General features: G+C 69.4%; 26 protein-coding genes. 10 read left to right on the top strand and 16 right to left on the bottom strand.

Features of this window, described 5'->3' with window-relative positions; all coding sequences use genetic code 11:
* Nucleotides 1–20: 20 nt before the first annotated feature.
* Entirely contained in the window at nucleotides 21–452 is a 432-nt protein-coding gene (locus U0R18_RS18490; RefSeq protein WP_526371098.1) for a CBS domain-containing protein, read from the bottom strand.
* Between the two features lie 88 nt (nucleotides 453–540).
* On the opposite strand from U0R18_RS18490, the gene U0R18_RS18485 reads away from it, so the two are divergent.
* Complete coding sequence (locus U0R18_RS18485; RefSeq protein ID WP_526371096.1) at nucleotides 541–1,389, top strand: ribonuclease Z; 849 nt, start codon at nucleotides 541–543, stop codon at nucleotides 1,387–1,389.
* Between the two features lie 97 nt (nucleotides 1,390–1,486).
* On the opposite strand, the gene U0R18_RS18480 is transcribed toward U0R18_RS18485, so the two are convergent.
* Genes U0R18_RS18480 through U0R18_RS18470 form a run of 3 tightly spaced genes read right to left on the bottom strand, consistent with a single transcriptional unit; the run spans nucleotide 1,487 to nucleotide 4,928 of the window.
* Entirely contained in the window at nucleotides 1,487–2,326 is an 840-nt protein-coding gene (locus U0R18_RS18480) for a transglutaminase-like domain-containing protein (protein WP_526371094.1), read from the bottom strand.
* Nucleotides 2,326–3,300, bottom strand: coding sequence for an alpha-E domain-containing protein (locus U0R18_RS18475; protein ID WP_526371092.1), 975 nt, complete (start codon nucleotides 3,298–3,300; stop codon nucleotides 2,326–2,328). Before U0R18_RS18475 ends, U0R18_RS18480 begins: the two co-directional genes overlap by 1 nt.
* Complete coding sequence (locus U0R18_RS18470) at nucleotides 3,300–4,928, bottom strand: circularly permuted type 2 ATP-grasp protein (RefSeq protein ID WP_526371259.1); 1,629 nt, start codon at nucleotides 4,926–4,928, stop codon at nucleotides 3,300–3,302. Before U0R18_RS18470 ends, U0R18_RS18475 begins: the two co-directional genes overlap by 1 nt.
* 309 nt (nucleotides 4,929–5,237) lie before the next feature.
* Between U0R18_RS18470 and rpsT the strand changes: the two genes are divergently transcribed.
* Entirely contained in the window at nucleotides 5,238–5,498 is a 261-nt protein-coding gene (gene rpsT, locus U0R18_RS18465; RefSeq protein WP_526371257.1) for a 30S ribosomal protein S20, read from the top strand.
* A gap of 82 nt (nucleotides 5,499–5,580) precedes the next feature.
* Here rpsT and holA read toward each other — a convergent pair whose 3' ends face one another.
* The 3 genes from holA to U0R18_RS18450 form a co-directional block, all read right to left on the bottom strand.
* Complete coding sequence (holA, locus tag U0R18_RS18460) at nucleotides 5,581–6,540, bottom strand: DNA polymerase III subunit delta (protein WP_526371255.1); 960 nt, start codon at nucleotides 6,538–6,540, stop codon at nucleotides 5,581–5,583.
* Between the two features lie 8 nt (nucleotides 6,541–6,548).
* Nucleotides 6,549–8,006: a ComEC/Rec2 family competence protein gene (locus U0R18_RS18455; RefSeq protein ID WP_526371253.1), complete on the bottom strand. Its 1,458-nt coding sequence runs from the start codon at nucleotides 8,004–8,006 to the stop codon at nucleotides 6,549–6,551.
* A gap of 71 nt (nucleotides 8,007–8,077) precedes the next feature.
* Nucleotides 8,078–8,944, bottom strand: a complete 867-nt coding sequence (locus U0R18_RS18450) for a ComEA family DNA-binding protein (RefSeq protein WP_526371090.1) — start codon at nucleotides 8,942–8,944, stop codon at nucleotides 8,078–8,080.
* A 147-nt stretch (nucleotides 8,945–9,091) separates the two neighbouring features.
* Here U0R18_RS18450 and U0R18_RS18445 point away from each other — a divergent pair, with 147 nt between their 5' ends.
* On the top strand, nucleotides 9,092–9,751 hold the full coding sequence (locus tag U0R18_RS18445; RefSeq protein ID WP_526371088.1) for a TetR/AcrR family transcriptional regulator: 660 nt from the start codon (nucleotides 9,092–9,094) through the stop codon (nucleotides 9,749–9,751).
* The gene (locus tag U0R18_RS18440) at nucleotides 9,741–10,787 is read left to right on the top strand and encodes an NAD(P)H-dependent amine dehydrogenase family protein (RefSeq protein WP_526371086.1); all 1,047 of its coding nucleotides are present in this window, start codon (nucleotides 9,741–9,743) and stop codon (nucleotides 10,785–10,787) included. The genes U0R18_RS18445 and U0R18_RS18440 overlap by 11 nt, the downstream gene beginning before the upstream one ends.
* Nucleotides 10,788–10,937: 150 nt before the next feature.
* Here the strand turns inward: U0R18_RS18440 and U0R18_RS18435 are convergent, their stop codons facing one another.
* From U0R18_RS18435 to nadD, 5 genes are read right to left on the bottom strand one after another with little or no spacing between them, the layout of a single operon-like run.
* A complete protein-coding gene (locus U0R18_RS18435) occupies nucleotides 10,938–11,765 on the bottom strand; it encodes a DegV family protein (protein ID WP_526371251.1) in 828 nt (275 codons plus the stop codon).
* A gap of 1 nt (nucleotide 11,766) precedes the next feature.
* Nucleotides 11,767–12,510 carry a diglucosylglycerate octanoyltransferase gene (gene octT, locus U0R18_RS18430; RefSeq protein WP_526371084.1) on the bottom strand — a complete coding sequence of 248 codons (744 nt, stop codon included), beginning with the start codon at nucleotides 12,508–12,510 and terminating at the stop codon, nucleotides 11,767–11,769.
* Nucleotides 12,500–13,177 (bottom strand): glucosyl-3-phosphoglycerate phosphatase, encoded by a 678-nt coding sequence (gene gpgP, locus U0R18_RS18425; protein ID WP_526371082.1) that lies wholly within the window; start codon nucleotides 13,175–13,177, stop codon nucleotides 12,500–12,502. Before gpgP ends, octT begins: the two co-directional genes overlap by 11 nt.
* Nucleotides 13,174–13,554: a ribosome silencing factor gene (gene rsfS, locus U0R18_RS18420; protein WP_526371080.1), complete on the bottom strand. Its 381-nt coding sequence runs from the start codon at nucleotides 13,552–13,554 to the stop codon at nucleotides 13,174–13,176. Before rsfS ends, gpgP begins: the two co-directional genes overlap by 4 nt.
* The gene (gene nadD / locus U0R18_RS18415) at nucleotides 13,551–14,156 is read right to left on the bottom strand and encodes a nicotinate-nucleotide adenylyltransferase (RefSeq protein WP_526371249.1); all 606 of its coding nucleotides are present in this window, start codon (nucleotides 14,154–14,156) and stop codon (nucleotides 13,551–13,553) included. The genes rsfS and nadD overlap by 4 nt, the downstream gene beginning before the upstream one ends.
* Before the next feature lie 117 nt (nucleotides 14,157–14,273).
* On the opposite strand from nadD, the gene U0R18_RS18410 reads away from it, so the two are divergent.
* Nucleotides 14,274–15,665 carry a GGDEF domain-containing protein gene (locus U0R18_RS18410; protein WP_526371078.1) on the top strand — a complete coding sequence of 464 codons (1,392 nt, stop codon included), beginning with the start codon at nucleotides 14,274–14,276 and terminating at the stop codon, nucleotides 15,663–15,665.
* 7 nt (nucleotides 15,666–15,672) lie between these two features.
* Here U0R18_RS18410 and U0R18_RS18405 read toward each other — a convergent pair whose 3' ends face one another.
* The 3 genes from U0R18_RS18405 to U0R18_RS18395 all read right to left on the bottom strand — a co-directional run bounded on the left by U0R18_RS18405 (nucleotide 15,673) and on the right by U0R18_RS18395 (nucleotide 19,343).
* Nucleotides 15,673–17,115, bottom strand: a complete 1,443-nt coding sequence (locus tag U0R18_RS18405; protein ID WP_526371076.1) for a vWA domain-containing protein — start codon at nucleotides 17,113–17,115, stop codon at nucleotides 15,673–15,675.
* A gap of 13 nt (nucleotides 17,116–17,128) precedes the next feature.
* The gene (locus tag U0R18_RS18400) at nucleotides 17,129–18,004 is read right to left on the bottom strand and encodes an AAA family ATPase (RefSeq protein WP_526371074.1); all 876 of its coding nucleotides are present in this window, start codon (nucleotides 18,002–18,004) and stop codon (nucleotides 17,129–17,131) included.
* An 85-nt stretch (nucleotides 18,005–18,089) separates the two neighbouring features.
* A complete protein-coding gene (locus tag U0R18_RS18395) occupies nucleotides 18,090–19,343 on the bottom strand; it encodes a glutamate-5-semialdehyde dehydrogenase (protein ID WP_526371072.1) in 1,254 nt (417 codons plus the stop codon).
* Nucleotides 19,344–19,531: 188 nt separating this feature from the next.
* Between U0R18_RS18395 and U0R18_RS18390 the strand changes: the two genes are divergently transcribed.
* The 5 genes from U0R18_RS18390 to U0R18_RS18370 are packed head-to-tail and all read left to right on the top strand — an operon-like array spanning nucleotide 19,532 to nucleotide 22,773.
* Nucleotides 19,532–20,344 (top strand): PfkB family carbohydrate kinase, encoded by an 813-nt coding sequence (locus tag U0R18_RS18390; RefSeq protein ID WP_526371247.1) that lies wholly within the window; start codon nucleotides 19,532–19,534, stop codon nucleotides 20,342–20,344.
* Between the two features lie 9 nt (nucleotides 20,345–20,353).
* Nucleotides 20,354–21,169: an enoyl-CoA hydratase/isomerase family protein gene (locus tag U0R18_RS18385; protein WP_526371070.1), complete on the top strand. Its 816-nt coding sequence runs from the start codon at nucleotides 20,354–20,356 to the stop codon at nucleotides 21,167–21,169.
* Nucleotides 21,170–21,212: 43 nt separating this feature from the next.
* Nucleotides 21,213–21,518 (top strand): ArsR/SmtB family transcription factor, encoded by a 306-nt coding sequence (locus U0R18_RS18380; protein WP_526371068.1) that lies wholly within the window; start codon nucleotides 21,213–21,215, stop codon nucleotides 21,516–21,518.
* On the top strand, nucleotides 21,506–22,177 hold the full coding sequence (locus U0R18_RS18375; protein ID WP_526371066.1) for a cation efflux transmembrane domain-containing protein: 672 nt from the start codon (nucleotides 21,506–21,508) through the stop codon (nucleotides 22,175–22,177). Before U0R18_RS18380 ends, U0R18_RS18375 begins: the two co-directional genes overlap by 13 nt.
* Nucleotides 22,168–22,773: a methyltransferase family protein gene (locus tag U0R18_RS18370; RefSeq protein WP_526371064.1), complete on the top strand. Its 606-nt coding sequence runs from the start codon at nucleotides 22,168–22,170 to the stop codon at nucleotides 22,771–22,773. The genes U0R18_RS18375 and U0R18_RS18370 overlap by 10 nt, the downstream gene beginning before the upstream one ends.
* Nucleotides 22,774–22,786: 13 nt before the next feature.
* Here U0R18_RS18370 and U0R18_RS18365 read toward each other — a convergent pair whose 3' ends face one another.
* Nucleotides 22,787–25,318, bottom strand: a complete 2,532-nt coding sequence (locus U0R18_RS18365; protein WP_526371062.1) for a CocE/NonD family hydrolase — start codon at nucleotides 25,316–25,318, stop codon at nucleotides 22,787–22,789.
* Between the last annotated feature and the right edge of the window lie 72 nt (nucleotides 25,319–25,390).

Raw genomic sequence — 25,390 nt, 5'->3', positions numbered from 1 at the left:
TTACATACCGCACGGCCGGGTCAGCCCTGCGTGATGTACGCCTCCAACTGCTGACGCTCGGTCTGCAGCTCGTCCATCCGGGTCTTGACCACGTCGCCGATGCTGACGATGCCGGCCAGTCGGTCGTCGACGAGCACCGGAATGTGCCGGACCCGGTTCTGGGTCATCAGCTCGGCCAGGTCGTCGACGCTGGACTCCGGGCCGCAGGTGGCCACCACCGTCGACATGATCGAAGACACGGAACGTTTCAGCATGTCAGGGCCGTCGTGGTGCAATGTCCGCACGATGTCGCGCTCCGAGACGATGCCGACGACGGTGTCCCCGGCGTCGACGACCACCATCGCGCCGATGTTGCCCCAGGCCAGACCGGCGAGCAGCTCGGTGACCGTCGCGTCCGGGCCGATGGTCGCCACCTCCGATCCCTTGGCACGCAGCACGTCCACAATGCGCATCGGCAGCCTCCCCTTGTGTGACAGGAATCACATACCAGGCTAGGACGGTTCGGGCCGGCGGGAGGCCAACTCACCGAACAATCGGCCCGTGACGATCGAAATCACCCTTGTCGGCACCGGCAGCCCACTGCCCGACCCGCTGCGGGCGGGCCCCGCGACGCTGATCCGGGCCGGCGGGCAGAACCTACTGGTGGATTGCGGCCGCGGCGTGCTGATGCGACTGGCCGCCGCTGGTGTGGGCGCCAACGCCCTGACGGCCCTGCTGCTGACGCACCTGCACAGCGACCACATCGCCGACCTGGGCGATCTGATCATCACCCGCTGGGTCAGCACCTTCACGCCCGATCCGCCGCCGCTGCCGATCATCGGCCCTCCGGGCACCGCCGAGGTGGTGGAGGCGACGCTGCGCGCGTTCGGATTCGACATCGGCTACCGGATCGCGCATCACGCCGACCTGACCGCACCGCCGCCGGTCGAGGTGCACGAGTACACCGACGGCGTGGTGTGGGACGCCGCTGCTGAAGGACATGCCAGCGTGGTGGTCACCGCCGGACCCACCGACCACCGGCCCGTGGAACCGACGATCGGCTTCCGGGTCGAATTCGCCGGCACGGCGGTGGCACTGGCCGGCGACACCGTGCCGTGCGCGGGCCTGGACACCCTGGCACTGGGAGCAGATGCGTTGGTGCACACGGTGATTCGCGCTGACCTCGTCGAGGCGTTACCGATGCAACGGATCCGCGACATCCTCGACTACCACTCGTCGGTGCAGCAGGCCGCCGCCACCGCACAACGCGCCGGTGTCGGCACGCTGGTGCTCACCCATTACGTGCCCGCGATCGCCCCCGGGCAGGAGGACGCGTGGCGGGCGCTGGCCGCCGAGGAGTTCACCGGCCGCATCGAACTGGGCGACGACCTGCACACGGTGACGGTGTAGCCGTACCCCGACCTCCCTGGCGAGCGTCCGCATTTGTACAGCGGGACCGGCGTGCCCCTGTACCAACACGGTCGCTCGCGGGAAGTTGCTGGGCGAGCTACGCCAACCGGGTGATCTCCACGACGACGTCGAGGTCGGTGGACCCCTCCCCGGAATAGATGCCCTTGAGGGGCGTCACGTCGGCGTAGTCGCGGCCCACCCCGACACTGATGTACTGCTCGTTGACCTCGGTGTCGTTGGTCGGGTCATAGTTCCACCATTCGCCGGTCCAGGCCTGGATCCAGGCGTGGCTCTGGCCGTCGACGACGTCACCGACCCTGGCGTTGCGTTTGGGATGCAGATAGCCCGACACATACCGGGCCGGAATTCCCATGCCGCGCAACAGGATCAGCGATAGGTGGGCGAAATCCTGGCAAACGCCGTTGCCCTCGCGCAGGGCGTCCAGCCCGGAGGAGTGCACCCCGGTGGTGCCGGGCACGTAACTCAATTCGGCCTGCACCCAGCGGGCCGCCTCGATCACCGCCTGCTGCGGGTCGTTGTACTTCGCGATCCGCCGGCCCACCCGTTCGATGCGCTTGCTGGCCGGGGTGTACTCCGTCGGCGTGAGCAGTTCGTAGAACCGGTCGATCGCGGCCTCGGATCCCAGGTCGTCCCAGGACGCCTCGACCTCCGGCGGCTCCGGCTTCTCGGTCTCCACCACCGAGGACGCGGTGACCTCCAATTCGGTGTGCGGGGCGTGCAGATCGAACGACGTCACCGCGGTGCCCCAGTAGTCGGTGTACCGGTAGGACCGGGTGGCGGGCACCGTCTCGACCCGGTTGAGGATGACGTTCTGCCGCGAATCCGACCGCGGGGTGAGCCGGGCCTCGTTGAACGACGCGGTCACCGGCGACTTGTAGGCATAGCCCGTCGCGTGCACCACGCGCATGCGCCACATCAGATCTCCCCCTCTTCGATGACCAGCGAGCGATGCCCGGCGTCGGTCCAGGCCACCCACGGCGCGGAGTGGAAGTACTGCTTCGCCAGTGCCTCCCCGACGTCGAAGCAGGTCTTCTGCAGGCTGGCCAGCCGGCTCTCCAGGGACTCGAGCAGATGCCCGGGCGGCAGGAACTCGAGCTCGCTACGGGCCCGGCCGAGCAGGCGTTGGGCCTCGGCCGTGGAGCCCACCCGGTTGTGCTGGCGGTGCAGCAGTTCGTCCAGGCTGTGCTCGGCCAGCTTCAGCGAGTAGAACACCGATCGCGGAAAGAGCCGGTCCAGCAACATGAATTCGACGACCCGGACGGCGTCGAGCACACCCCGGTAGGTACGCAGATAGGTGTCATGCGCACCCGCGGACCGAAGCACCGTCACCCAGGCCGGCGATGACGCGCTGTCGCCCACCCGGGACAGCAGCATCCGGACCGTCATGTCCACCCGCTCGATCGCGCGGCCGAGCACCAGGAACCGGTACCCGTCGTCGCGCGACAACGTCGAATCGGCCAGCCCGGCGAACATGGCGGCCCGGTTCTCGATGAACCCCAGGAACTCGTGCGGGCCCAACCGGCGCGCGGCGCGTTCGCGCTCACCCAGCGCGTTGTAGGTGGTGTTGAGACACTCCCACATCTCCGTCGAGGTGACTTCCCTTGCGCCGCGGGCATTTTCCCGGGCCGCCGAGATCGCCTCGACGATCGAGCAGCCACCGGAGGTGTCCCGCGAGAACGCCACGATATCGGTCAACGACCAGACATCCAGCGGTTGGTCGGGCGCTTCCATGCCCAACACCTTCAACAGCACCCGGGAGGTCTGGTCGGGGTCGACACTGGAGTCCTCGAGCAGCTGGTGCACGGTGACGTCGAGGATGCGCGCGGTGTCATCGGCACGTTCGACATACCGCCCGATCCAGTACAGCGATTCGGCGTTGCGGGCGAGCATCAGCGCATCACCCCCTGCTGCTGCTGCTGGCTCTGCTTGACACCGGGGACGGTCGGCACGCTCTGCGCCTGCTGCTGTTGGCGCTGCCGGCCACCCCCATCGGAATCGGTTGCGGGCCGGGCCTTTCCGTTCCTGGAGTTGCTCTTGGCAGCGGCCTTCTCGGACTTGGGTTTCTCGGTCACGTCCTCGTCGGGCAGCATGCGCACCACCTCGGCGGCCGCGAGCTCACGGTCGGCGACCGATGCCCGCGATGCCAGCACCCAGGTGTCCTTCGACCCGCCACCCTGGCTGGAGTTCACCACCAGCGAGCCCTCCGGCAGCGCCACCCGGGTGAGCCCGCCCGGCAGCACCCACACGTCGTCACCATCGTTGACGGCGAACGGGCGCAGGTCGACGTGCCGCGGCGCCAGGACGCCGTCGATCTTGGTGGGCACCGTGGACAGCTGCACGACCGGCTGGGCGATCCAGCCGCGCGGATCGTTCTGCACCTTGCGCCGGATGGTCGCGAGTTCCTTCTCGTTGGCGTCCGGACCGAACACGATGCCGTAGCCACCGGACCCCTCGACCGGTTTGATCACCAGTTCCGCGATCCGGTCGAGCACCTCCTCGCGCTCGTCGTCGAGCCAGCACCGGTAGGTGTCGACGTTCGCCAGCAGCGGCTTCTCCCCCAGGTAGTACTCGGTGATCGTGGGAACGTAGGTATAGACCAGCTTGTCGTCACCGATGCCGTTGCCGACCGCACTCGAGATCACCACGTTGCCGGCCCGGGCGGCATTGAGGACGCCGGCCACGCCCAGCACCGAGTCGGGCCGGAAGTGCATCGGATCCAGGTACTCGTCGTCGATGCGCCGGTAGATGACGTCGACCTGACGCTCACCCTCGGTGGTCCGCATGTAGACCGTGTTGTCCCGGCAGAACAGGTCGCGGCCCTCCACCAATTCCACGCCCATCTGGCGGGCCAGCAGCGAGTGTTCGAAGTAGGCCGAGTTGTAGACCCCGGGGGTGAGCACGACGACGGTGGGGTCGGCCTCGTTGGTGGCGGCGGCCTTGCGCAGCGCCCGCAGCAGGTGCGACGAATAGTCGCCGACGGCCCGCACCCGGTGGGTGGCGAACAGGTCCGGGAACACCCGGGCCATGGTCCGGCGGTTCTCCATCACATAGGACACCCCCGACGGTGAGCGCAGGTTGTCCTCGAGCACCCGGAAGGTGCCCTGGCCGTCCCGGATCAGATCGATCCCGGCGACGTGGATGCGCACCCCGTTCGGCGGCACGATGCCGGCGGCCTCGCGGTGGAAGTGCTCGCACGAGGTCACCAATCGGCGCGGGATCACGCCGTCGCGCAGGATCTCCTGGTCGCCGTAGATGTCGTCGAGGTACATCTCGAGGGCCTTGACCCGCTGTTTGATGCCCTTCTCCAGCCGCGACCATTCGGCGGCCGAGATGACCCGCGGCACCAGGTCGAGCGGGAAGGGCCGTTCCTGGCCGGACAGCGAGAACGTGATGCCCTGGTCGATGAAGGCCCGGCCCAGCGCGTCGGAGCGGGCCTCGAGGTCCTCGGCGTCGGCGGGTGACAATTCGGCGAAGATGCCCTTGTAGGGTCCGCGCACATTGCCCTGGGCGTCGAACATCTCGTCGAAGGCCTGCAGGTACTTGCCGCGTTTGTTGTAGCCGTCGAAAATCTTGTCGTGGTGCTTGGCCGCACGCGAGCTGCTCTGTGACTGGCGTCTGGCCTGACTGGGCAAGGTTCGAAGACTCACCTGTCACATGCTGCATCATGTCGGCCGTTTCGGCAGGCCAGGCGGCGCAGTCGGTGGGTCCTTCGCGGCCGCATTTTGGGAGTTGGCGGACCCGGCTGGTAACCTGAACAGTCGCTGCACACGGCGATGACCGAAGTGCGCACCCATCCAAGCTTTGAGAAACAGAAGGAACAAACGCGCGTGGCCAACATCAAGTCGCAGGAAAAGCGCATCCGCACCAATGAGCGCGCCCGTCTGCGCAATCAGTCGGTGAAGTCCGCGCTTCGCACGGCTGTCCGCGGGTTCCGTGAGGCCGTCGAGGCCGGCGAGAAGGACAAGGCAGCCGAGCTGCTGGTGTCCACCAGCCGCAAGCTCGACAAGGCGGCCAGCAAGGGCGTGATCCACAAGAACCAGGCGGCGAACAAGAAGTCCGCTCTGGCGGTGGCGCTCAACAAGCTCTGATCCCGCCCGGCCTCGAACGTGAGCCACCTCCCGTCGGTCGACGGAGGTGGCTTTCGTGTTTCGCGAGTGATTCTGGCCCGTCCTACCGGCCGCGGTCGGCCAGTTCGGCGACGCGGCGAACGGCGCTCTCGAGCGCATGATCGGCGTCCGCGGCGGCGCCCTTGACGTCGGCGTTGAGCGCCGCGACGATCCCCACCGCGGTGGCCACCGTGTCGCGGCTCCAGCGCCGGGCCTGTTTCTGGGCCTTCTGCACCCGCCAGGGCGGCATCTTCAGCTCCCCGGCCAGCCGGTACGGATCGCCGGACAACGGGCCGACCCGGGCGATGGTGTGAATCGCCTCGGCCAGCGCATCGGCCAGCACCACCCGCGGTTCGCCCGCCATCATGGCCCAGCGCAGGGATTCGGCGGCACCGGCCACGTCGCCGCTGACGGCCCGGTCGGCGATGTCGAAGCCCTTCACCTCGGCCTTGCCGCTGTGATATCGACGGACAGCGGCGACGTCGACCCGGCCCCCGGTGTCGGCCACCAGCTGCGAGCAGGCCGAGGCCAGCTCACGCAGATCGGAGCCGACAGCGTCGAGCACGACGGTGACGACGTCGTCGCTCACCTTCACCTTGTGTGCCCGGAATTCCGAACGCACGAAGTCGGCCCGTTCGGTGGCCTTGGTCAGCTTGGCGCACGCATGCACCTCGGCGTCGAGTCGGCGCAGCGTGTCGGCCAGCGCCTTGGCGCGGCCGCCGCCCGAATGCACCACGACCAGCACCGTGCCCTCGGGCAGTTCGGCGGCGGCCTCCTCGATGAGCGTCACCGCATCCTTGCCGGCCTCACCCGCGGCCTCGAGGACCACCACGCGCTCGTCGGCGAACAGCGACGGGCTGAGCAGCTCGGCCAGTTCGCTGGTGCTGACCTCGCCGGCCCGCAGCCGGTCCACCGGCACGTCGCCGGCACCGGCACCCGTGCCCGCATCGGCCCGGGCCGCGCGGAGCACGCCGGAGATCGCGCGCTCGACCAGGAGCTCTTCGTCCCCGAGAACCAGGTGCAGCTGACTGCTCACCCGACGATGGTGCCACGGGCGGCGGACACATCGGTGACCACCCAGGCCGCCGCACACAGTCCGGCCGCGCCGATCATCGCCCGGCGCCAGCGGGTCCGCCACAGCACCGGCACCGCCACCGCGGCCAGCCCCACCACGACGACACCGGCAGCCCCTGCCGGCACCGGGACGGTGGCCCCCGGGGCGGCCGCCGCCCACCGGGCGACCGTCAGCAGCCACCAGACGGCGGGTCCGCAGAACCGGATCAGCAGGGCCGCGCCGCCGGTCCACCACGTCGAGATGGCGGCCGCCGCGGTGCCGAGCACCGTGATCGGTGCGATCACCGGCGCCGCGGCCAGGTTCGCGGCCACCGCGACCAGACTGAACCGGCCCGAGATGCCGGCGATCAGCGGCGCGGTGACCAATTGTGCTGCCGCCGAGACGCTGACCGCGTCGGCGAGCGGTTTGGGCCAGCCCCGGCCGGTCAGCCGTGCCGACCATGCGGGGGCGATCACCACCAGGGCGGCCGTCGCCGACACCGACAGCGCGAAGCCGGCGTCGATCGCCAGCTGCGGTGCCACCGTGAGCAGCGCCAGCACGGTCCCGGCCAGCGCCGGGACGGCCTGGCGGCGCCGCGCCGTCAACACCGCCAACAACGACAAACCACCCATCAGGGCGGCGCGCAACACGCTGGCCGTGGGCTGGACCACCACGACGAAGGCCAGCAGCGCCACGCCCGCCAGCAGCACCGCGGCGCGCGGCCCGATGAACATCGCCGCCAGCAGCGCGGCACCGCAGACGATGGTCACATTGGCCCCCGAAACGGCCATCAGATGCGTCAGCCCGGCCGCCTTGAACTGCGCGGCGACCGGTGGACTGACACCACTGGTATCGCCGAGTACCAGACCCGGCAGGATGGCCGCCGGACCGGCGGGCAACGTCTCACGGGTGACCGCCGCGAACCGGTCGCGGACCACACCGGCCAGGCGTTGCACCGGCGAGGCGGTACCGAACGCCGGATCCCCCACCGCCGTCAGCGCGGCCACCGTGAGATCCCGGCGCCGCGGCCGGCCGACGCGCGCGCGGAAGCGCACCGGCCGGCCCGCCGTGACATCACCGAACGCCGTGCCCGAGGCAAAGACGACGACCATGCCGCCGGACCCCTGGGGGCCCAGCCGGTTCAGGTTCGCCCGGAACATCAACCGGCCGTTGCCCAGCGGGCGGGGATGCTCGCTGGGGGTCACGGTGACCTCCGCGGCCGCGCCGTAGCGTGCCGCCAACGGGTGGTCGCGGATCATGTTGTTGCGCACCATGATCGCCGCGCCGAAGCCGGCGCCCACGACACCGGCGGCCAACACCGCGGCGACCACCGGGGCAGGCAACCGGCGCCGTGCCAGCGCGGCCGCTGCGGCGGTGAGTGTGCACAGTGCCGTCAACGCGGGACCGGCGGGTGTCAGGACGCCCAGCGCGCTCATCAGCCAGCCGGTCAGCGCGGCGGGCACCAACCGGACGTCGAGTGCCGGGCCGTCGCGCGGGGCGGGGTGGCTCACACCCGAACCAGATCCCGCAGCCGGTCCAGCCGCGCCGGACCGATGCCGTCCACGTCGCCGAGCTGCTCGACGCTGGCGAACCGGCCGTTCTGCTCCCGCCAGGCGACGATGGCCGCCGCGGTCACCGGGCCGATTCCGGGCAGTGCGTCGAACTGCTCGACGGTGGCGGAGTTGAGGTCCAGCGGGGCGCCCGGGCCCGGCGACGCGGCGGTAGTGGTGGGTTTGGGTCCGGCCGAGGCCGGCGCCCCGCCGCCCACCGAGCTGCCCAGGACCCGCGGCCCGTCGGGTGCCGGTGCGATCCCGACGAGGACCTGCTCGCCATCGGACAACCGGCGAGCCAGGTTGAGCCCGACGCTGTCGGCGCCGGCCAGCGGACCACCGGCCGCCGACAGCGCGTCGGCCACCCGGGCGCCGGGCGCCAATGTCACCAGTCCCGGTGTCCGCACCAGGCCGACCACGCTGACCACAACGGGCACGCCGGCCGGGGGCGCCGCGGAGGTGGGCGGGCCGGGTCGCGAAGAGGTGGTCGAAATCGGTTGCACCGGAGGTAGTTTCGCCGATACGACCGGGTGTGGGTCGGATCGGACCAGCGTGAAGACGGTGACGAGCACCGCCACGACCGCCAGAGCGCCCAGGGCGAGTACACCGGCCCGGCCCGGATCGGCGCGAACCGCTGTGAGCCAGCTCGTGCCACTGCCCGGCGCGCTGTCGGGCAGCCACCGCGGCAGCAGCGACCGGCCGTCTTCCGCGGCACCGTCGGCACTGGACTCGGCGGCGTCGCCGGCACCGTCGTGTTCCCGATCCGGATGGTCCGCACCGGCAAGGCGGCGCCGCAGCAGGCGCGCGGGTGGTTCGGTTGGCATGCCCCGACCGTAGGGCCGGCCCGGGTCGCCGAAGGTCCCCGTCGCGGCGCGCGCGACCACGGCTGTGGAGAAGGTCCGAACTGTGCAACAAGCGACCGCGAAGTCCGCCCCGAAGTGCCGGTCACGGCGAGTAACGTCGGGTCTGTGGTGACCCATACGCAGCGGCGGAGCCCAGGACTGCGGGAGCGCAAGAAGCTCAAGACACGCAGCTGCCTCATCGAGGCGGCGCTGACCGTAGCGGAGCGGCAGGGTTACGAATCGACCACCGTGGAACAGATCGCCGACACCGCCGAGGTCTCGGCGCGGACCTTCGCCCGGTACTTCCCCACCAAGACCGGCGTGTTCGAGTCGCTGCTGCACGAAGTCACCGTCGCGACCACCGCCGAACTCGAACGCGTGCCCGCCGACGTCGCCCCGTTGCGCGCACTGCTCGCCGCGAAGCTCGCGGTGCTCCGGAGCAGTCCGGAGACACCCGGCCGGCTCTCACCGCACCGCCTGGTCCGACTGCTTCATATCCTGAGCAGTTCGCCCAGTCTGCGGCTGCTGGCCGTACAGGTGCGCACCCGGGACACCACCAGGGCCATCGCCCGGCGGCTGGACAAGCCCGTCCACGACCGCAGGGTGCGGCTGACCGCCGAGATCTGGGCCATCGTGGTCGGCGACGCTCTCGAAGGGCTCGGCGAAAAGCCATTCCGGACCGCCGACGACTCCGGGGTCATCGCCAAGTTCGAGCGGCTTCTCGTCGCGAACTTCGACGCGCTGATCGGGATCGCCGACGAACTACACGAGGAGACACGTGACCGGTAAGCCCCTCCGCGTCATTCAGTGGACCACGGGCAATATCGGGCGCCGCTCCCTGCACGCCATCATCGGCCGGCCCGATATGGAACTGGTGGGGGTGTATGCCCACGGCGCCGACAAGGTGGGCCGTGATGCCGCCGAGCTGGCCGGCCGGTCGGAGCCCACCGGTGTGCGGGCCACCAACTCCATCGACGACCTGATCGCCCTGGCACCCGACGCCTGCTGCTACAACCCGCTGTGGCCGGACATCGACGAGCTGGTCCGGTTGCTCGAGGCCGGGGTGAACGTGTGCTCCAGCGCGGCGTGGATCACCGGGGGCAAACAGACGCCGGCCGACCGGGAGCGCATCCTGATCGCCTGCGAGACCGGGAAGTCCACCATCTTCGGCAGCGGCGCGCACCCCGGGATGACCAATATGGTCGGGATGGTGCTCTCGGGCGCGTGCGAACGCGTCGACGAGATCCGCATCACCGAATCGGTGGACTGCTCCACGTACGAGTCGGCCGGCACCCAGTCCGCGATGGGCTTCGGCTGCGATCCGGACACCCCCGGGCTGGCCGACAGTGTCCGCCGGGAGAGCGAGGTGTTCGCCGAGTCCGCCGCCATGATGGCCGACGCGATCGGCGCCGACCTGGACCGGATGACGTTCGACGTCGAATTGACCACGGCCACGGGCGATTCCGACCTGGGCTTCATGAAGATTCCGGCGGGGACGGTCGGCGGTGTGTACGGCTATCACCGCGGCTGGGTCGGTGAGCGCAACGTCGTCTCCGTCGGCTTCAACTGGACCATGGGCCAGCACGTGACGCCGCCCAAGCCACTCGAGCACGGCCACGTCATCCAGGTGTTCGGGGTGCCCAACATGCGGACGGTGCTGCATTGCCTGCCCCCGCGGGACTGGACCGAGCCCGGCTTCATGGGGCTCGGCATGATCTACACCGCGATGCCGGTGACCAACGCCGTGCCCGCCGTCGTCGCCGCCGCGCCGGGCATCGTCACGCTGGCCGACCTGCCGCCGATCACCGGCCGCTTCGCACCCTGACCTCACACGCCGAAACGTACGAACGGGCGGAGAAGTACGAGAGCCGCCCGCCGAAACGTCGAACTCGGTCGGTGGATCCACCCGCGGCGCACGGTGGCAGCGTGGTGTGGGCGACCCCGAAATAGCGGATCAGACCGATCGGCCGGTCAGTCACTCCTCCAGGACGGCGACGGCCAGCGCCCCGGCACCCACGTGCAGAGCGAGTACCGGACCCAGGTCGGTGACGATCACCGGCGAGCAGGCCGGCAGCCGCCGCTCGAGCACCTCGGCGAGCCCCGCGGCACCCCCCGGGTCCGCGACGTGATGCACGGCGATGGCGGCGGATCGGTCCCCGACCACGCTCTGAACCTGGTCGAGCATTGTCGAGACCGCCTTGCTCGCCGTCCGGACCCGCTGCGCCAGAACGAGTTTCCCGTTGTCCACCCGCAGCAGTGGTTTCAATGAGAGCGCGGTTCCCAGCCAGGCCGCCGGACCGCCGAGCCGTCCGCTGCGCCGCAGGTTGTCCAGCCGTTGCACGACGATGTAGGCGTGCGTCCGATCGACGGCCGCACGGGCCACGCTCAGTACGGTCTGCAGGTCGGCGCCGCCGGCGGCTGCGCGCGCCGCGGCCAGCGCGATGAAGCCGGTGCCCATTGCCGCGGACCGCGAATCGACCACGGCCACGCCGTCCCCCAGCTGACGCGCGGCCTCCTCGGCGGCCGAGAAGGTGCTCGACAGCTCGGCCGACAGGTGCACACCCAGCACCCCGTCGCCACCGCTGGCCGCCAGCGCGCGTTCGTAGGCCGCGCAGAGTTCGGCGGGCGTCGCCCCGGCGGTGCTGGCGTGACGGTCGTGGATGTCGGCCGGGATCTGATCGACACCGTCGCGCAGATCGATACCGTCGACCAGGATGTGCAGCGGCACAACCCGAATCCCGTTGGTCGCCAACAGTTCTTCCGGCAGCCGGGCACTGGAGTCGGTAACCACCATGACGGCCATCTCAGGCCCCGGCACCGGGCGGAACGACGCCGGTTTCGGCCAAGGCCTTCAACATCAGGTCGGCGACGTTCTCGTGCGCGGCGAAGTTCCAGTGGATGCCATCCGGATTGCCCCGGCCGGCATACATCTCCGCGGCCACCGCGGCCTCGAGGTCCACCAGCGGAACATCGTGTTCGGCAGCCCACCCGGTGATCGCGGCCACGGTGCCCGCCCGCCCCCGGTGCGCCCGACCGTAGGTGTCGGCGACGTGCACACTCGGCAACGATGCCACCACCGGTATTCCCGGCCGGTTGAAATCGATTGCCGCCCGGGTCATTTCCAGATACTCGGCGGTAAGATGCGGTGGCAGCGCGGCACGTGCGATCGGGGACAGCCGGGGTTGCACCCAGCCGTAGCCGTCCCGGACCCATCGGCGCAGCGTCGCCGGACGGACATACCGGATCAGTTCGCGCATCGCCGTCGGCAGCGGTGAGGGCAGTGAATCCATCCCGCCGGTGGCGAACACCACCGCGCCGGCATGCCGCAACGCGGCCCACGACCGCGGGTCCTGGGTGGCGGCCCACCACACGTCGCGGCAGGTCCAGCCGATCCGCCCGATCAGCTCGACATCCCAACCGAGTTGGGCCGCAACGATATTCGGCCAGATTCGGGGGTCGTCGGACGGCAGACCGCCGGTGGGGCCGTAGTACGACAGCGAATCACAGAAGATGAGCAGCTTGGGCCGCTCGGGCGGCTCAGAGGACATCATTGGCGACCTGCGCCGAGGCGTTCCACACGTCCAGGCGCCACCTGATGTCGGTGAATTCGACCGGGCGGGCTGCTGTCGGACCGTGGCCCGAGAGTTGGACCCAGCTGGCGTTGCCCATCCCACCCAGGACGGGCCAGTTGTCCACCGGAAGGTCGAGCAGCGCCGCCGTGAGCGCCGCGATCAATCCGCCATGGGCGACCAGCACCACCGGACGGTCGGACTCGTCGGCACCCCATTCCGGCTGGCGTGCAACGAGTTCGGCGACCAGCGGTACGCTGCGCGCGGCGACGTCGACCCGGCTCTCCCCGCCGTGCGGGGCCAACCGCGCGTCGTCGCGCCAGGCCGCCCGGACTCCCGGCGACAGCGCGTCGACCTCGGCGTGGGTGAGCCCCTGCCAGTCCCCCAGATGGGTCTCGCGCAGCCGGGTGTCGACGTCGACCTCGACCCCGGCTCGCATCCCCAGCGCGATCGCCGTCTCATAGGCGCGGCGCAGATCCGAGGAGACGATCAGCAGTGGCCGGCGTTTGGCCAGCACGTCGGCGGCGGCGACAGCCTGCGCGCGCCCCAGGTCGGTCAGGTCGGTGTCCAGTTGGCCCTGCATGCGGCTGCCGGCATTCCATTCGGTCTGGCCATGCCGCAGCAGCACCAGACGACGGATCCTCACGACCCGTCCTGCGGCGGCGCACCGAGATCCACGTCGATCACCGGGCAGTCCCGCCACAACCGGTCCAGGGCGTAGAACGCCCGCTCTTCCTGGTGCTGGATGTGCACGACGATGTCGACGTAGTCCAGCAGGACCCAGCGTCCCTCCCGGGTGCCCTCGCGGCGGGCGGGCTTGTACCCGGCCAGGCGCATTTTCTCCTCGACCTCGTCGACGATCGCGATGACCTGCCGGTCGTTGCTACCCGAGGCCAGCACGAAGCAGTCGGTGATGACCAGCTGCTCGGACACGTCGATGACCAGGATGTCGTCGGCGAGTTTGGCGGCGGCGGCGCGGGCGGCCACCTCGGCCATCCGGACGGCTTCGGCGGATGCGGTCAATTGGTGCCGCTCCTCTCCTGTCGATAGAGCCCCCGTTTGGAGACGTACTGCACGACCCCGTCGGGAACCAGGTACCAGATCGGCCGGGAGCCCGCGGCGCGGCGGCGGCAGTCGGTGGACGAGATCGCCAGGGCCGGGATCTCGACGAGGGTCAGGGCTTCGGGCGGCAGCTCGGCCATGGCGTCGGAGATGTGCTTGCTGTCCAGTTCGAAGCCCGGCCGGCTGACGCCGACGAATCGGGCCATCGCGAACAGGTCCTCCCAGTTCTGCCAGCTCAGGATCGAGCCGAGGGCGTCGGCGCCGGTGATGAAGAACAGTTCGGCGTCGGGCTGCGCGGCCTGCAGATCCCGCAGGGTGTCCTTGGTGTAGGTGGGCCCGCCGCGATCGATATCGACCCGGCTGACGGAGAACCGCGGATTGGACGCCGTGGCGATGACGGTCATCAGGTACCGGTCCTCGGCGGCGGTGACGTGGCGTCCCTGCTTCTGCCAGGGCTCGCCGGTGGGCACGAACACCACCTCGTCGAGTCCGAAGAGATCGGCCACCTCACTGGCGGCGACCAGGTGCCCATGGTGGATGGGATCGAACGTCCCGCCCATCACGCCCAGCCGTCGGCCGGGGCCTGTCCTGGCCGTTTGCACGATAGGGCAGCTTACTGGAGCGCGCGCCCCCGCGGTCGGCGGCGACGGCCAGCAACGTCGTATGACTATGCTTGGGTCGTGCGATCACGGCTTCGCGCGTCCTGGTTCCAACAGCTGGGGATCTCCGCCGGTTTCGCGCTGCTCGTCTTCTCGGCATGTCTGGTCGGCATCTACAGCCGCTTGCCCGGGACACTTGCGGTCTTCTGGCCTGCGAATGCGCTCCTGCTGGGCCTGCTCGTGCGCTTTCCCTCGACGGCCACCGTCACCACCTGGCTGGCCGCGGCGGCGGGCTACCTCGGTGCCGATCTGGCGACCGGTTCGACGATGGTCAAGGCCGTTCTCCTGAACTCGGCAAATCTGGTGGGCGTGCTCGCCGGCTTCGTCATGGTCCGCCGGATCTTCACCGCCGATCTCCGACTCACCAGTATGAAATCGGTGGGGTGGCTGGCCATCGTGGCGTCACTGTCCGCCGCGACGGCCGGAGTGGTCGGCGGCATCGCGCAGACCGTGCTGTTTCGCGATCCGTTCGGGTCGGCATGGCTGGGCTGGTACGCCGAGGAGGTCCTCAACTACACGGTGATCCTCCCGGTCATCCTGACCTTCCCGACCCACGGCACCGCGCCGTGGCGCCGGGTCAACGGCCGCCGGTTGGTGGTTCCCACCGTCTTCCTGCTGACGTCCGCCATCCCCGCGTGGTTCATGCCGGGCATCGGAACGGTGGGGTTCAGCGTGCCGGCGATGATCATCGTGGCGTTGATGTCCTCCGTGTTCGTCACCACGCTGTTCCTGGTGGTGACCGCGGGGTGGTCCCTCAACCTGATCGTGCATCACGGCGCCGAACTGGCGGACGGGACGGCGATTCCGATCCAACCGTCGGCGATGATCGGCTTGGCCATGCTGAGTTTCGCCCCGTTGACCATCGCCGCCGTGACCGCGGAGCGCCGGCGCGCCTACCGGGTCCTGCGGACGGCCATGGAGCAGGACGATCTGACGGGAGCGTTCCGCCGTGGCGAGTTCCTGCGGCGCGCCGAGGCGGCCCTGCCGGTCGACGGCGGCCGTCCAGCGGCCCTGCTGATGATGGATCTCGACCACTTCAAGCGACTCAACGACACCCGGGGCCACCTCACGGGCGACCAGGCGCTGGTCGACTTCGCCACCGCGGTGCGGGAAATGATCGGCGACGAGGCGCTGTTCGCCCGGATGGGCGGCGAGGAGTTCGCCCTGCTGCTACCGGATACCGGTCGCGCGGGCGCCGTCGAGATCGCCGAACGCATTCGCTCGCGGCAGCAGAAGTACGCGGCCACCGATTTCGACGGTGAGACGGCGACGGTCAGCATCGGACTGGCGTGGACGGCGGGCAGGACGGTCGCGCTCGGCGAGCTGCTGGTGGTCTCCGACGAAGCGCTCTATCGGGCCAAGACGAACCAGCGCAACACCGTGGTGGTTGCCGAGATCACGCCGCGGAACTGACACCCACTCACACGGGCAGCAGTGCGTCGATCACCGACGCCAGCTGTTTGGCCGAGCGGCATTCGTGCATGGCGATGACGTCCTCGTAGCGTGGCACCGCCGAATCCCCACTGCCCCAGAGGTGCCGGGGCTCGGGGTTGAGCCAGTGCGCGTGCCGGCTGGCCGTCACCATGTGCGTGAGCAGCTCCGTCTCCGGATTTCGGAAGTTGTTGCGGGCGTCGCCGAGCACCAGCAGCGAGCTGCGTGGCGAGAGCACGTTGGGATACTTGTCCAGGAACGACACGAAGGCGTGCCCGTAGTCGCTGTGCCCGTCGCGGGTATAGACGCCGGCCTCCCGGGTGATGCGCTGCACCGCGACGGCCAGATCGGCGTCCGGGCCGAACAAGTGGGTGACCTCGTCGGTGGTGTCGATGAAGGCGAACACGCGGACCCGGGAGAACTGCTGGCGCAACGCGTGCACCAGCAGCAGCGTGAAGTGGCTGAATCCGGCCACCGATCCCGAGACATCGCACAGCACAACGAGTTCCGGGCGCGCCGGCCGCGGCTTGCGCAACACGACGTCGATCGGCACACCGCCGGTGGACATGGACTTGCGCAGTGTCTTGCGCAGGTCGATCTGCCCGGCCCGGTGCCGGCGGCGCTTGGCGGCCAGCCGGGTGGCCAGGGTGCGCGCCAGCGGCGCCACCGTTTTGCGCATCTGCTTGAGCTGTTCGCCGGAGGCGCGCAGGAACTCGACGTTCTCACTCAGCTGCGGGATGCCGTACATCTGGACGTGATCGCGACCCAGCTGTTCGGCGGTCCGGCGTTTGGTCTCCGCTTCGACCATCTTCCGCAATTGCGTGATGCGTTGGGCGGCAAGCGCTTTGGCAATCTCCTCCTGGGTGGGGGTCGCGTCGTCGCCGTAGGGTGCCAGCAGCCCGGCCAGCAACTTGCCCTCCAGCTCGTCCAGCGCCATCGCCTTGAGCGCCTGATAGCTCGAGTACGACGCGCCGCGGCTGGAGTTGTACTTGCCGTACTGCTCGACGATCTGGGCGATCATCGCGGTCATCCGCTCGTCCATGTTGGCCAGGTCTTCGTTCTGCGCCAACAGGTCGAGCAGCATCTTGCGCATGGCCTCGACGTCCTCGGGGGGCAGTTCGAGCGCGTCGGCGGCGGCCTCACCATCTTCGGCAACCAGCACCGTGCGCTCCCCCAGCGCGGCGGGCCACCACAGATCGAACATCGCGTCGTAGGTCTCGCGATGGTCGGCGCGGCGCAGCACCGCACACGCCAGGCCCTCCCGCAGCACGTCGCGGCCCGCCAGGCCGAGCGTCGCCAGCACCTGCCCGGCGTCCACCGTCTCCGACGGCCCGACCGAGATCCCCTGCGCACGCAGCGCGTCGACGAAGTTGACGAGATGTCCCGGCAGCCCGTGCGGGGCCAGCGGTTGCGGCGGGCGGGTGCGGCGCATCGGTTCGGCTCCTCTAGTTCAGGCGAAGCTCGCCGGAGGCCTTCTGCTGATCGGACTGATGCTTGAGGATCACACCCAGGGTCGCGGCGATGGTGGCGTCGTCGATGGTGTCCAGGCCCAGGGCCAGCACGGTGCGGCCCCAGTCGATGGTCTCGGCGACCGACGGCAGTTTCTTGAGCTGCATGCCGCGCAGCACGCCGATGATGCGCACCAGTTCCTCGGCCATCTTCTCGGGCAACTCCGGGACCCGGGACAACAGGATGCGCCGCTCGAGGTCGGCGTCGGGGAAATCGATGTGCAGGAACAGGCACCGACGTTTGAGCGCCTCGGACAGTTCGCGGGTGGCATTGGAGGTCAGCACGACGAACGGTTTGCGCTGCGCGGTCATGGTGCCCAGCTCGGGAACGGTGACCGCGAAGTCCGAGAGCACCTCGAGCAGCAGGCCCTCGATCTCGATGTCGGCCTTGTCGGTCTCGTCGATCAGCAACACGGTCGGGTCGGTGCGCCGGATGGCGGTCAGCAGCGGGCGCTGCAGCAGGAACTCCTCGCTGAAGACGTCCATCTTGGTCTGATCCCAGTCCCCCGAGCCCGCTTGGATGCGCAGGATCTGCTTCGCGTGGTTCCACTCGTAGAGCGCGCGGGCCTCGTCGACGCCCTCGTAGCATTGCAACCGGACCAGCCCCGAACCCGTGCACTGCGCCACCGCCCGGGCCAGTTCGGTCTTACCCACCCCGGCCGGTCCTTCGACCAGCAGCGGCTTGCCGAGCCGATCGGCCAGGAAAACCGCTGTGGCCGTTGCGGTGTCGGGCAGGTAGCCGGTCTCGGCCAGCCGGCGGGACACGTCGTCGATGTCGGCGAACAGCGGCGTCGTCGTTGCGGGGGTGTCCAATTGGGCTCCTCGGTTCGATATCCGTTCAGCGTTGCCTGCGAAGGTCACTCGCACATCGTCGCAGTGGGCGCTGAATAGATTGATGTTAAGCGGGTCGCACGTGGCCGTCTCCCCAGACGATCCACTTGGTCGAAGTCAGTTCCGGCAGACCCATCGGGCCGCGTGCGTGCAGTTTCTGGGTGGAGATGCCGATCTCGGCGCCGAAGCCGAACTGCTCGCCGTCGGTGAAAGAGGTTGCCGCGTTGACCATCACCGCGGCGGCATCGACGCGTTCGGTGAACCGTTGCGCCGCAGCCAGATCGCGCGTGACGATGGCCTCGGTGTGACCGGTGCCGTACTCGTTGACGTGTGCGATGGCCGCGTCCAGACCATCGACCACCGCCACCGCCAGGTCCATCGACAGGAATTCGGCGCGCAACTCGTCCTCGGACGGGTTGTCGTGCACCGTCACCCCGGCCCGCTGCAGTGCGGACACCAGCCGCGGCAGTGCCACGTCGGCGACGGCGCGGTCGACCAGCAGCGTCTCGGCGGCGTTGCACACGCTGGGCCTGCGGGTCTTGGAGTTCAGCAGGATCCGTTCTGCCACATCGAGATCCGCGGCTTCGTGGACGTAGACGTGACAGTTCCCGACCCCGGTCTCGATGGTCGGCACCATGGCGTCGCGGACCACCGCGTCGATCAGGCCGGCACCACCGCGCGGGATCACCACGTCGACCAGACCGCGGGCCTGGATCAGGTGCGTGACACTGGCGCGGTCGGCGCTGGACAGCAATTGCGCCGCATCCGGCGGCAGGCCCTCGGCGGTCAGGGCACCGCGCAGGGTCGACACGAGCGCCTCGTTGGAGCGGGCCGCCGAGGAGCTGCCGCGCAGCAGCACGGCGTTGCCGGATTTCAGGGTCAACCCGAAGGCGTCGACGGTGACGTTGGGCCGGCCCTCGTAGACGATGCCGACGACGCCCAGTGGGACGCGCTGTTGACGCAACTGCAGGCCGTTGGGCAGGGTCCGGCCGCGTAGCACCTCGCCGATCGGATCCGGCAGCCCGGCCACCTGCCGCAACCCGGCGGCGATCCCGTCGACCCGCTGCGGGTTGAGCGCCAGCCGGTCGAGCATCGCGTCCGGGGTGCCGGCGGCGCGGGCGGCATCGAGATCCTCGGCGTTGGCGGCCAGGATCGCATCGACCGCGCCGAGGACGGCGTCGGCGGCGGTGTGCAGCGCGCGGTCCTTGACCGTGGTGGTCAGGGTGTCCAGTTCGCGGGCGGCGGCGCGGGCGCGCCGCGCGGCGTCGTGCACCTCGGCCCGCCGATCGGTATCCGGAAGCGTCGATGCTCGCAGACTCATTAGTGCAGCTTATCGGCTCGCCGTCGGGTTCGGCGAGCGGTGCAGTTCCGCGAGCGCGAGGCCCGGCGACAACCACACCGGCGGGTTCGGCGAACGGTGCACTTCCGCGAGCGCGAGGCCCGGCGACAAGCACACCGGCCGGTTAGCCTGGGCAGGTGGCTCGGGTGGTCGTGGTGGGCAGTCTGAACATGGATCTGCTGTTCGACGTGACCGCGCTGCCGGGACCCGGCCAGACCGTCCTGGCGTCGGCGCTGCACCACCAGCCCGGGGGCAAGGGCGGCAATCAGGCGGTGGCCGCCGCCCGGGCCGGCGCCGACGTCGCGGTGGTGGCCGCGGTCGGCGACGATGCGGCCGGTCGCGCACTGCTGGACCACCTGAGTGGCAACGGTGTCGACGTGGGCGCGGTGGTCCGGCTGCCCGTTCCCAGCGGCACCGCGGCGGTGGTGGTCGGACGGTCGGCGGAGAACCTGATCGTGGTGGCGCCGGGTGCCAACGCACATCTGACGATGGGCTCGGCCCAGGTGCGCGACATCGTCGCGGCCGCCGATGTGCTGTTGATGCAGCTGGAGATCCCGCCGGCGACGGCGCTGGCCGCCGCGCGCCAGGCCCGCGCCGGCGGTGTCACCGTCATGCTGAACGCCTCGCCGGTGACGGACGATGATCTCGGCGAGTTGGCCGCGGTGTGCGACGTCGTCATCGTCAACGAGACGGAGGCTGCCGGTTGGCGCTGGCCGGTGCCCTACCTGGTGACCACACGCGGCCCCCGGGGTGCCGGCTGCGTGGGTCCCGAGGGTGAGCTCACGGTTGCCGCCCCCGGGGTCGAGGCGGTCGACACCACCGGCGCCGGTGATGTTTTCGCCGGCGTGCTGGCGGCGGGCTGGGGCGCCGACCCTCATCACGCACTGCGGCGCGCGGTCACCGCCGGCGCGCTGGCCACGCTGGTTCCGGGCGCCGGAGACTGCGCCCCGACGGACGAGGCGATCGAGGACGCACTCGTATAGTTCGCCCCCATGACACCGCGACCGCCCGACGGCGACTGGCTGGGCACCCCGTACCTGACATTCGAACGGCAGGGCCCGTTCGGTGTGGTGACGCTGGACCGCCCGGCGGCGCGCAATGCGATGACACCCGCGATGTATTTCGGGATCCGCTATGCGGTGGGTCTGGTGGACGCCGACGCCGACCTGGCCGGCCTGTTGATCACCGGCACCGGTGACGTGTTCGCCCCCGGCGGCGACCTCGGTGGTGGCGACGGCTCCGACAATTGGCTCGGTGCGGTGGGCACCGGCATGGACATGGACATCACGCCGTTCGAGAAGCTGCGCCAGTCGATCAAACCGGTGGTCAGCGCGGTCAACGGGCTGGCACAGGGTGGTGGGCTGCAGATCGCGCTGTGCAGCGACATGGCCGTCGTCAGCGAGCGCGCGACGTTCCGGGTGCCCGAGCTCTACCGCGGCATCGCCGACACCTACTACAGCCAGATGCTCGCCCGGTTGATCGGCCCGGTGCGGGCCCGGGACCTGATGTTCACCGGCCGGGTGCTCTCGGCGAAGGAGGCCCTCGACTGGGGCATGGTCGCGCGGGTGGTGCCGCACGATGATCTGATGCCGGCGGCCCACGAGGTGTTGACCGCGTGCTGTCGCACCGCACCGCGGGCCCGCGGGGTGGTGAAGGCCAGCCTGGATGCCTACCTGGGTCTCTACGACCGGATCGGGATGAAGGCCAGCTACAGCGGGGACGAGGCGCGGCAGGGCTTCATCGCGTTCAAGGAGCGCCGCTCCCCCGACTGGGTGCATCCCGATCTGCGTGGCGACGGCCGCCTTTGATTCAGCATTTTCTGAATACATCTTCTGCTGTACTGTCGGCAGTGTGCAGACGATCACGCAGCGCGATGGGCTGACCCGATTCGGGGCCGCATTGTCCGACCCCACCCGCGTCGAGATCCTCCTGGCGCTGCGCCAGGGCCCCGGCTACCCGGCCGACTTGGCCGACCGCATCGGCGTGTCCCGCCAGATCCTGTCGAACCATCTGGCCTGCCTGCGCGGCTGCGGACTGGTGGTGGTCGAACCCGAGGGCCGCCGGCAGCGCTACGAACTCTCCGACCCGCGAATCGGCCACGCGATCGATGATCTGCTGGGGCTTGTGCTCGCCGTCGATCCGGGATGCTGCCCGTGAGCAACACCGCCATTCGATCACGTCGGGAGCTGCTGAAACACCGGATCCGGCTGCTGGTGGCCGCCACCATCGCCTACAACGTCATCGAGGCCGTCATCGCGCTGACCGAAGGCACCCGGGCGTCCTCGGCAGCTCTGTTCGGCTTCGGCCTGGATTCGCTGATCGAAGTGTCCTCGGCCGCCGTGGTCGCCTGGCAATTCTCCACCAGCGACCCCGAAGCTCGCGAGCGAATCGCGTTGCGCCTCATTGCTTTTTCATTCTTCGCCCTGGCCGCTTACGTCTGCCTCGACGCCAGCCTGACGCTACTGGGCATCAGCAGCGAAGCCCAGCACTCGCCGATCGGCATCGGCCTGGCGGCCGCGAGCCTGCTGATCATGCCGATGCTCTCGTTCGCGCAGCGGCGCACCGGCGCCGAACTCGGATCCCGTTCTGCGGTTGCTGATTCGAAACAGACGCTGTTGTGCAGCTACCTGTCAGCGGTGTTGCTCGTCGGCCTGCTGCTGAACAGTCTCGCCGACTGGTGGTGGGCCGACCCGCTGGCCGCACTGTTCGTGGCGGCATTGGCGGCATACGAGGGCGTGCAGGCCTGGCAGGGTGATACGTGCTGTGCGCCAACGACGCAGACGCACGACTGCTGCGAGGAGGACTCATGCCGTTGATCGCCCTCGTCCTGTTCGCGGTCTTCGCAGTGCTCGGATTTGGCTGGCGCAGTTGGCTCCAGCATCGGCGGACCGGATCGACCGGATTCAAGGGCGTCAGCGGGCGGCCCGGCTCGGCCGAGTGGTTCGCCGGCGCCGGGTTCGTCCTGGCCCTGTTGATCGCGGTGGCCGCACCCGCGCTGCAATGGGCGGGCCGAGTGGCGCCCGTGCCGTGGCTGCACGCGCCGTGGATCCAGGTCACCGGAATTGCGTTGGCGCTGTTGGGAATCGCCGGCACCGTGTACGCACAGATCGACATGGGCAACTCGTGGCGGATCGGCGTCGACCCGGCCGAGCGGACCGAGCTGGTGCGCAGCGGGGTGTTCGGCCGGGTCCGGAATCCGATCTTCACGGCCATGTTGACCTTCGGCCTCGGCATCACCCTGGTCACGCCCAACGTCGTCGCATTGGCCGGATTCGTGCTGCTGCTGGCCACCATCGAGATGCAGGTGCGGATGGTCGAGGAGCCGTATCTGGCTGCGGTACACCAGGATTCCTACCGGTCCTACACCCAGGAAGTCGGCCGGTTCGTGCCCGGGCTCGGCCTATCCCGCTGACCCCGCCCAGAAGTCAGTAGCTGGGCCAGAGCAGATCGCCCAGATCCTGCGGCGGGCCCGCCGACGCCCCCACCCCGGCCGTCGGCGGAGTGAACGGCTTCGCCTGGGCCGCGATCGGCAGGGTCACCTCGACGGACGAGATCTGGATGGCGCCGTACGAGATGTAATTCTCGTAGGCCGTGGCGGAGTCGACGATCTGCAGCTGCAGCGATGCACCGGGTTTCATCGTGTACGCGATGTCCTGCAGGTCGACCGTGACCGGGTGGGTCCGGCCGTCCAGGATCACCGGGATCGGGGTCACGTTGTTGCCCAGCACCAGACCCGTGGCGGTGTCGACCAGCTGGGCATAGACGTTGCGACTCGTCCCCAGCCCCGAGTAGTCGAACGTCACGGTCGGGGAACCCACCAGGTGATAGGTGGCGTTGCGGGTGTTGAACACCGTGGTGTCGATGGCGCCGGGGGCGTCCGCGCCCAGCGTGTAGGACAGCGGGAAGAAGGTCTTGGTCTGCGGACCGGAACCCCCCAGGCCCGGGACGATGAATCTGAACCCTCCGGTGCCCGTCGACCGCAGCCGGCCGCTGACGAACTCCGGGTCGTTCGGCAGCCTGTCGGAGGTGAACCAGCTGTTGTCCTGGTCGACCCAGGTGAACTTGGGCCCGGTGGCTGCGGCGGTGGTGTCGCCCTTGTGCGCGACGTAGGTGTCCAGCCAGGCCATCGTCTGGTCGCGCAGGAACTTCGCCTGGGTGTCCTGCTGTTGGGTACTCATGGTCAGGCAGGAGCCGTGGCCGCCGCAGTACCAGATCATTCGCACCGGGACCTGCGGGTCCATCGCCCCGGCATTGGCCAGCGACTCCGACAGGGGGAACAGGTTGTCGACGGTGCCCTGGATGAACAGCGTCGGCGTCGTGCTGTCGCCGACCACGGTGCCCGGGCTGTTCTCCTTCAGGAAATCCTGTTGGGCGGGGAAGACGAAACCGAGCAGCGCCCCGGTGAGGATACCCAGGTACACCTGGGGATCGACCCGCGCGCCGCGCAATGTCAACGACAACAGCAGGATCTCGGCCCAGGTGGTCTTGAAGCCGTGATTGGGGTAGAGCGCGGAATCCAGTGAGTTCCAGGCGATCACCGGCACGATGGCGTCGACGCGGTGATCGATGCCCGCGGTCGACAGCTGGATGCCGCCGCCGTAGGAACCGCCGACCATGCCGATCAGCGGATCCGTTGTGCTGTTCGGGTCGAACTTCGTCCCCGGCTGGGTGGTGAGCCAGGTGATGATCGACGACACGTCCTTGCCCTCGAACAGGGGCGAATCCAGGTGCATCAGCCCGCCGGAATCGAACTCACCGCGTGGATCCCAGGTCACCACGTTGTAGCCATCCCGCAGCAGCGCCAGGCCCGGCACCGCACCCAGCAAGGTGCTCTGCTGGTTGGGGTCGATGTAGCCGGCGGTGGCCAGGCTCGGGCCGTTGAGGATCGTCGGTGCCGTCCGACCCGCCGTCAGATCGAGCGCCGGGAAGTAGTTGACGCTGATCATGGTGCCGTCGAAGGACTTCATCATGGTGGTGAACGCGATGGGATCCTTATCGGCACCGACGAACGAGCCGACGTCGATGTTCACGGGAACCACAACGGAGCGGCCGATCAGCGGCGAGAGGATCACGTTGAGGATCGGGATCTGGTGCAGGGTCACCAGGACCGCCGGCACGAGGTACTTGCCGAGCGGTATCGCCGACTCCAGCATCTGGTTGAACGCGGTGTCCTCGGCAACCAGAACGTTGATCCGGTCGTGGCCGCCGGGCACCATCTGGGTGGAGTTCGGCAGGTAGGAGAAGTCGCCGGTGGTCGCGTCGAGGTACACCTTGCCGCCGGTGAGGGTCTTGCCGACGACGTTGTAGGTGAGTTCGGTGCCGCTGATGGACGTGACCGGGGCGTCGTTGGTGCCGGTGATGACGCCCTTGGACACGCCGACCGTCGGCGCATAGCTGATCGGGGCGGTGGCTTCGGCGACCTCGCGTCGGGCCACCGCAGCCAGCGCCAGCGTCGCCGGCGGGTCGACCGGCACCGGCGTGGCCGGATCGCCGGTGGCGGTATCGGTGGTCGACGGGGTGGCCGTCAGTTCGACCGCGGCCTCCCGCGGTGCCGGCGACCGTGGTTCCGGCGCGGCCTTCTCCGGTTTCTCAACGGGCTCGGATTCCGGGCTGTCCTCGGGGTCGGCTGCTTCTGCGGACTGGTCGACAGCCTCCTGAGAGGCCTTCTCGGCGTCCCGGTCCGCCTCGGCGGAATCGTCGCCGCCCTTGTCCGAGCCTCCGGTGACGACGGCCCGGTCATCCGCCTCCTGGCTGGCATTCGAATCATCCTGCGGTGCCTGGTTTTTCGAGTCCGCCGAGGGCGAGGTTGAATGCGTCGTCGAGGAGGAGTCGGAAGCGGCCGCCGAGTCACCGTCCGTCGCCGCGTACGCCACGCCGGCACCGACGAAGACCGCACCGCCGATGCCCAGCGCCAACGCCAATCCACCGACCCGACCCACATAGCCCGCAGCACCCACCGGTGTTCTCCCGACTTCCGTCCCCGGTATCCCGGCGGACACTACGCCCGGTTGATCATGATCACCTTGGGT

It is taken from the genome of Mycobacterium sp. (assembly GCF_046330795.1).
In the GTDB taxonomy this organism is placed as follows: domain Bacteria; phylum Actinomycetota; class Actinomycetes; order Mycobacteriales; family Mycobacteriaceae; genus Mycobacterium.
Note: the sequence above shows the minus strand (reverse complement) of the source record. Positions and strands in the feature narration are given on the sequence as shown.